General features: G+C 44.7%; 1 protein-coding gene. It reads right to left on the bottom strand.

The genetic code is table 11. The annotated features are described in order from the left end of the window. Positions 1-33: 33 nt before the first annotated feature. A protein-coding gene (locus tag F5ESL0261_RS10085; protein WP_369792500.1) for an IS3 family transposase occupies positions 34-1,439 on the bottom strand; the annotation gives its coding sequence in 2 pieces (ribosomal slippage) (positions 34-956 and positions 956-1,439; 1,407 coding nt in all). Positions 1,440-1,453: the final 14 nt, after the last annotated feature.

Below are 1,453 nucleotides of genomic sequence, written 5' to 3'. Positions count from 1 at the left end.
TGAAGTGCAACTAAAAAGTTAGACATTTTAATATTACGCAAGACTCAATGCACGATTTCGATATTTGATCGGGGTCGTGTATTTTAGTTTGTTTGATCTTCTAATATGATTGAACCAGTAAACGTAATCATGCAGTACTTCCCGCATTTCTGCTAGTGAACTGATCTTAATGCGGTTGAGCTTCTCCCGTTTCATTAGGTTGAAGATGGTTTCTCCCGGTGCATTATCGTGGCAATTACCCTTGCGCGACATGCTTTGCTTAATCTTCATCTGTCTTAGTTTGGTCTGATAGCCGCTGTGGCGGTATTGAAAACCCTGATCTGAATGCAAAATAGGCTGGGCTGTTTTAGGCAGCTTGTGCTTAAGCTCTGCCAGCATATCATAAACCAGCTTCATGTTAGGCGAATAGCTGACTTGACAAGCCAGTATTTCCAGTGAGGCCTCATCAATGACCGGTGAAATATAAACCTTTTTGCCTGTGGTCAGCTTGTATTCGGTAATATCCGTGTGTAAGACGTGGTAGGGTCTGGTTTCATTAAACCGCTGCTTTAAAATGTTTTCCTTGATTACGCCTGCAGGGCCCGCATAAGAACTGTAGCGTGCAGTGCGCCTACTGTAGACTCTGGTCTTTAGTCCCAGCTGCCGCATCAGCTTGCGCACGGTATTGGGCGCATAGCTAAAGCCTTGATCTAAGAGTGCACCATGCATACGTCGATAACCGTAAGTCTCATCACTTTCTTGGTAGAAGATAGACTTGATTACGCCTTTAACAGCAGCGTATTTATCTAATCGGTTCAATCGGTGACTGCGGTTGTCGTAATAAGTTTTGCGGTTAAGGTGCAGCTTGGCAAGCAAAAGCTTTAACGGCACCTCAGGTCGCTCAGCCCGAATCTCCACGACTATTCTGGTTTTTTGCCGGTTGGTGAGCGTGGATATCGGGCAGCCACTTTTTTTAGGATTAAGTTATCCAATTCTAAGTCGGCTTTTTGTGCCTCTAGCTCAGCAACCTGACGACGCAATTGTTCTACTTCGGTTAGCTTCTTAGTGGGTTTAAGCTTCTTCTGACGCTTCTTTTTAGTCATGGTTGGTGGTCTCCCCTTGGATTTTGGGAGCAGCCCAGAGTAGCCTGCAGCCTGATAAGCCGCCAGCCATTGTCTTACTACTGACCGCGAAAGATTAAAAACTGCAGCTACCTGGAGTACTCCCATGTGATGTTCATGATAGAAGCGTACCACATTTAGCTTGAATTCAGGCAAATAAGTTTGTCGGGTGTGAGTAACCTTTAAAGCGGCTAAGCCATGTTTACGGGCACGTTCTGCCCAGGCCCTAATCTCGGTATGATCAATGCCGTATTCGCGTTCTAGTTTAGCTAAAGAGGTTTGGTGGGATAAGTATTTACTGCAAATTTCCATTTTCAAAGTAGTTGAATATTTAGTCATGAAAAAAGTGCTCC

It is taken from the genome of Lactobacillus sp. ESL0261, from assembly GCF_003693025.1.
GTDB classification, from domain to species: Bacteria; Bacillota; Bacilli; order Lactobacillales; family Lactobacillaceae; genus Lactobacillus; species Lactobacillus kullabergensis.
The sequence above is the reverse complement of the archived record's forward strand: the minus strand, read 5'-3'. Positions and strand labels throughout refer to the sequence as shown.